This is a genomic window from Micromonospora sp. D75, from assembly GCF_018070405.1.
GTDB classification, from domain to species: Bacteria; Actinomycetota; Actinomycetes; order Mycobacteriales; family Micromonosporaceae; genus Micromonospora; species Micromonospora chalcea.
Window position 1 is genome coordinate 1 of the sequence record NZ_JAGPXV010000399.1, and the last position, 5,486, is coordinate 5,486.

Annotated in this window: 6 protein-coding genes; 4 read left to right on the top strand and 2 right to left on the bottom strand. The window is 74.8% G+C overall.

Going from position 1 to position 5,486, the window contains the following annotated elements:
- Together KBX39_RS21530 and KBX39_RS21535 are read right to left on the bottom strand one after the other, a co-directional pair.
- Positions 1–535 (bottom strand): YcnI family protein (locus KBX39_RS21530; RefSeq protein ID WP_210872189.1); only part of this gene is annotated, 535 nt, incomplete at its 3' end.
- 16 nt (positions 536–551) lie between these two features.
- Positions 552–2,228, bottom strand: coding sequence for a copper resistance CopC/CopD family protein (locus tag KBX39_RS21535; protein ID WP_210872191.1), 1,677 nt, complete (start codon positions 2,226–2,228; stop codon positions 552–554).
- Positions 2,229–2,441: 213 nt separating this feature from the next.
- Here KBX39_RS21535 and KBX39_RS21540 point away from each other — a divergent pair, with 213 nt between their 5' ends.
- From KBX39_RS21540 to KBX39_RS21555, 4 genes are read left to right on the top strand one after another with little or no spacing between them, the layout of a single operon-like run.
- Entirely contained in the window at positions 2,442–3,029 is a 588-nt protein-coding gene (locus KBX39_RS21540; RefSeq protein ID WP_064446940.1) for a sigma-70 family RNA polymerase sigma factor, read from the top strand.
- Positions 3,030–3,059: 30 nt separating this feature from the next.
- Entirely contained in the window at positions 3,060–3,584 is a 525-nt protein-coding gene (locus KBX39_RS21545) for a MauE/DoxX family redox-associated membrane protein (RefSeq protein ID WP_043326143.1), read from the top strand.
- Positions 3,577–4,293 (top strand): thioredoxin domain-containing protein, encoded by a 717-nt coding sequence (locus tag KBX39_RS21550; protein ID WP_043326145.1) that lies wholly within the window; start codon positions 3,577–3,579, stop codon positions 4,291–4,293. The genes KBX39_RS21545 and KBX39_RS21550 overlap by 8 nt, the downstream gene beginning before the upstream one ends.
- Positions 4,290–5,381: a hypothetical protein gene (locus KBX39_RS21555; RefSeq protein ID WP_312247473.1), complete on the top strand. Its 1,092-nt coding sequence runs from the start codon at positions 4,290–4,292 to the stop codon at positions 5,379–5,381. Before KBX39_RS21550 ends, KBX39_RS21555 begins: the two co-directional genes overlap by 4 nt.
- The last annotated feature ends 105 nt before the right edge of the window (positions 5,382–5,486 follow it).

Genomic DNA, 5,486 nt, shown 5'->3' on the forward strand with positions numbered 1-5,486 from the left:
GCTTGAGCACCGGCGCCGGGCTCTCCGGCTCCTCCGCGCCCGGCGTCGGCTCCTCGATCCACCGGGAGACGTTGCCGTCGGAGTACGTCTGGAGCACCTTGAACACCATCGTGTCGACCTGCGGCAGCGGGCCCATCGACACCGGGAACTCCTGGAACTCGCCCGGCTTCACGCCGCCGTTCGGCGCCGCGGTGAAGGTGAGCTTCGACACCGCCTCGGTGAGCTGGCTGCCGTGCACCTCGATCGGCGGGTCGACCTTGCGCTTCTCCACCGCCACCGTCCAGCCCGGCACCGGCATCGTGGACACCGAACCGACGGGTGCGTTCTCCGGCAGGTTCACCTCGACCTTGACCGTCGACGCCGTGTCGCTCTCGTTCGGCACCCGGAAGGCGAACCGGCCGTAGCCGCCCTGCTTGCCCTCGGCCGGGTTGATCGTGACGTGCGCCGAGGCCGGCCCGGCCAGGCCGAGCACGGTCGTGGCGACGGCGGTCAGGGTCAGCGCGGCGACGGTCGCGGAGCGCCGGAGACGGATCATCAGTGGGACCTTCCCGTTACTTGATCGGCACGGTGGCGGTCACCGTGGCCTGGTCGATGTCGGACGTGCGGACGGTGATGCGCAACTGCCAGTCACCACGGGCCGGCAGGTTGACCTCCCCGGTGGCGTGGTTGTCGCTCAACGGCAGCAGCGGGACCGTGATCGGCTCGATCCCGGCCGACGGCAGGGCGGCGGTGACCTTCCACTCCTGCACCGGCTGCGGCCGGTTGTCCGGGGTGTAGGCGTACAGGTGCATCGAGTTGTTGCCGGTCTCGGCCGGGTCCAGCTCGACCTGCAGCGAGTAGATCGGGCTGCTCAGCGTGGTGGAGAAGTAGCCGGGCGAGGCGCCCGGCGCGTCCGCGACGGCGGTCCGCGCCGGTGTGGTCTGCACTAGCGTCGCCGACACGCCCAGCACCACCGCCGTGATCACCAGCTCGGCCACCACCGCCCGCCGCATCGAGCCCGGCCGTCCGGCGGCGACGCGCCGCCGCACCAGCGCCCGGGAGTACGCGGCCACGCCGATCACCAGCGCGAACAGCGCGATCTTGGCGAGCAGCAGCTGCCCGTACGTGGTGTCGATCAGGGCCTGGAGGCTGGCCACCTCGATCAGCCCCTGCACGGTGCCGGCCAGCAGCAGCGCGGCCACCGCGAGCGCCGCCCAGCGGGACCAGATCGGCAGGATCGCGTCCAACTCGCGCTCGTCGGCCCGGCGCAGCAGGAACACCGCGAGCATCACCAGGCCGCCGAGCCAGACCGCCATGGCGCCCAGGTGCACCGCGTCCACCACCACCGACACGGCCGGGGCCGGCGAGGCCGCCGCGTGCCCGGCGAGCGGCCAGGTGAACAGCGCGGCGCCGCCGAGAACGGCGAGGATGATCCCGTCGGTGCGGCCGACCGGGCCGGCGAACAGCGGCCGGAGCAGGAACGCCGCCGCGGCGAGCAGGCCCAGCCGGACCAGGTGGGTCGTGCCGTACGCGCTGCCGAGCACGTCGCCGAGCCCGGATCCGGTCACGTCGAACAGGCCGCCGCCGTTGACGTAGGGCACCTGGAGCCAGATCTCGGCCAGCGTCGCCACCGCCAGCACGCCCAGCCCGGTCCAGGCCAGCCGGGCCGGGCCGCGGCGGGACAGCCGGCGCGGCCAGAGCGCGGCCAGCACCAGCGCCGGGCCGACGAGCAGCAGCAACCCGGCGTAGCCGGCGTACTTCGCCACCTTCACCGCGGTCTCGGTCACCGGGTTCGCCCGGTTGTCGGTGCCGCTGTCCTTCGGCGGCTCGGACGGCGCGCCGACGGAGTAGGTGAAGGCGCCGGAGACCGGGTGACTGTCCGCCGAGATGACCCGGTAACTCACCAGATAGGTGCCGCGCCCCGCGCCGGGGTCCACCGGGATGGTGACCTCGGCGCCCTGGAACGTCGGCTCGCCCCGGTCGGCCCGCGAGCCGTCGGGGGCGATCACGCGGACCTTCCCGGGCACCTTGCGGACGCTCTCGCTGAAGGTGATCACCACCTGCGCGGGCGCGTCGGGCACCACGGCGGAGGCGGCCGGGCTGCTGCTCACCAGCACCGCGTGGGCGCTGGCCGGGGTGGCCGGGACGAGCAGCAGGGCGACCAGCAGGAGCAGCAGCCCGGCGACGGCCCCGGATCGGGCGGCGACGGCCCGGGACGGGCGGCGTACGGCAGCAGTCATGACCGCCATGGTTCCCGAACCGGAGCCGATCCGGCGAGCCGGTCCCGGGCGGGCGTGACCGAGCGCCCACCCGGCGCGGCGGCGCGCGCCACGCCGGGCCTGCTCGGAGGTCATGGGAGGGTAGTCGGACGGCGGCGGGAAAAAGTTCCCGGCGTGTGCGGGACCACGGAATGGGCCGAAGGACCCTGTCCCCTCCAGGTACGCCGCGTAACCTCGGGTGACGTGATCCCCGGCTCGCGTGACACCGCCGACGACCGCCCCGAGGCGGCCGCCGAGGCTGTCCGGGACACGGCCACCGGCTGGGCGCTCGCCGCCCGCGACGGGGACCGCGACGCGCAGGCCGCCCTCGTCCGGGCCACCCAGGCCGAGGTGTGGCGCTTCGCCGCCGCGCTCGTCGACCCGGACAGCGCGGACGACCTGACCCAGGAGACGTACCTGCGGGCGTTCCGGGCGCTGCCCGGCTTCGAGGGGCGCTCCAGCGTGCGTACCTGGTTGCTCGGCATCGCCCGCCGGGCCTGCGCCGACCACCTGCGCACGGTGGTACGCCGCCGGCGGCTCGACGCGCGGCTCGCCGCCCAGGCCGCCACCGACCGCCCCTACCCGGACCCGGCCGGTCAGCTCGGCGCCACCGACCTGGTCCGCCGGCTACCGGCCGAGCGGCGCTCCGCGTTCGTGCTCACCCAGTTGCTCGGCCTGTCCTACGCCGAGGCCGCCGACGTGGAGGGGGTGCCGGTGGGCACCATCCGCTCCCGGGTTGCCCGCGCCCGGGACGAACTGGTCGGCGCCGTCGGCGACACGATGACCGGATAGCGGGAACCTTTCGTGACGCTCGGACGACGAATGACTGTGACCCCCTCCCCCTCCCCGGCCGGCCGCTGGCAGACCCTGCGCCCCTGGCTCGGCGTCGCCGCCCGCCTCGGACTGGCCGCCGTCTGGCTGATCGCCGGCGGCACCAAGGTCGGCGATCTCGCCGCCTCCGGCCGGGCCGTCAACGCCTACCAGGTGATGCCGTACGAGCTGGCCACCGTGATCGGCGCGGCGCTGCCCTTCGTCGAGCTGGCCCTGGGTCTGCTGCTTCTCGCCGGGCTGGCCACCCGGGTCAGCGCCGGGATCTCGGCGGTGCTGCTCGTGGTCTTCATCGCCGGCATCGCCTCGGCCTGGGCGCGCGGCCTGGCCATCGACTGCGGGTGCTTCGGCAGCGGCGGCCAGCTCGCCGCCGGCGAGACACCCAGTTACCTCCCGGAGATCCTCCGGGACCTGGGGTTCCTGGCGCTTGCCGGGTTCCTGCTGATCTGGCCCCGCACGCCGTTCTCGGTGGACGGCTGGCTGGCCGGCGACGACACCGTGGAGGACACCGATGAGTAGCCGCAAGGGCCGCAGGGACGCGGCGCGGGTGGTACGCGAGCAGATCGCCCGGGAGAAGCGCCGCAAGCGCACGCTCTGGACCACGATCGCCGCCGTACTGGTGCTGGTCATCGCCGGTGGCATCGGCTGGGCCGTCTACTCCAGCCAGAAGTCGGACGACTTCACCGCGCCGCCCGGCGCGAACGACGCCGGCACCGGCATCGTCCAGGGCACCGGGCCGGTCACCATCGACCTGTACGAGGACTACCTCTGCCCGGCCTGCAAGCAGTTCCAGCAGATCAACGGCGAGACGCTCAACCAGCTCGTCACCGAGGGCAAGGCCAAGCTGGTGTTCCACCCGGTCGCCTTCCTCAACCGCTTCTCCACCACCGAGTACTCCACCCGCTCCTCGGCCGCCTCCGGCTGCGCCGCGCAGGGCGGCAAGTTCCGCGAGTTCACCGACCAGCTCTTCGCCAAGCAGCCGCCGGAGGGCGGCGCCGGGCTCAGCAACGACGAGCTGGTCGACATCGGCGCGGGCGTCGGGCTGAACCGGGACGAGTTCGCGTCCTGCGTCTCCGACGGCACGTACCGGTCGTGGACCGAGCACGTCACCGACGAGGCGAGCAAGGCCGGCGTGACCGGGACCCCGACCATCAAGATCAACGGAAGTGAGCTGCGGGACCGCAGCCCCGAGGGGATCAGGGCAGCGGTGGAGGCGGCCGGGAAGTGATCCCCGCACCCCTGCGCCGGGCCGCGCTGGTGTTCACCGGCGCGGCCGTCGCCCTGCTCACGTTCGCCGCGCCGGCCGCCGCGCACGGCGCGGACGCGCCCGACGGCACCGACTACCGCGCCACGATCAGCGGCGTCGACCCGGACCGCCCCGGGCTCACCGCCCGCATGGTGGAGGCCGGCGCGCGGCTGGAGCTGACGAACGACACCGGCGCCGACGTCACGGTGATGGGCTACTCCGGCGAGCCGTACCTGCGCGTCGGCCCGGGCGGCGTGTACGAGAACGTCCACTCCCCCGCCACGTACCTGAACCGGACGCTGGCCGGCGAGACCCGGCTGCCCGCCGAGGCGAACCCGGCCGCCGCGCCGGACTGGCGGCGGATCGACGACGGGCCCACCGCCCGCTGGCACGACCAGCGCACGCTGTGGCGGGAGGAGGCGCCGCCGGCCGCCGTCGCCACCGACCCGGACCGGGAGCACCGGGTACGCGACTGGTCGGTGCCGCTGCGCGCCGGTGACACCACCGGAGCCGTACGCGGCACGCTGGACTGGGTGCCGCCGCCCGACCCGTACCCCTGGTGGGTGGCCGCCACGCTCGGCTTCCTGGTGATCGGCGCGGCCGGGCTGGCGCCGGGCGGCACGACCGCCGGGGTACGGGCGCTGCGCGGCGTGGGCGCGCTGCTCGCCCTGGGTGGCGCGGCGACAGTGGCGCTCACCGTCGCCCGGGCGTTCGACACCGGCACCCCGGGCCTCGGCGGAATGCTCGCCGAACTGTTCACCGGGCAGGTGTGGACGCTGCTCACCGGCCTCGGCGCGCTCGCCGCGGGCGGGTACGCGCTGGCCCGCCGCCCGGCCGCCGACTTCGTGCTGGCGCTGGCCGGCGCGTGCCTGACGGTGTTCGCCGGGGTGACGAACCTCGCCGCGCTGTCCCGCGCGATCCCCCCGGCCGCCGGCCCGCCGGTCCTGGTGCGGGTGCTGGTGGTGGTCGGCCTGGCGACGGGAGCCGGCGCGGTCGCGGCGGGCCTGTTGCGCCTGCGCACCGCAGCAAGAGCAGCCCGCCCCACCCCCCACCCAACCCCCACGCCCTGACCATCTGCGAGCGCCGGGCAGCCCACGTGGACCACCACGGGTGTCAAACCCCCCTCGACACACCCATCACGTTCCACTCCCGCCGCACTCACCCCCCCCGGGCGG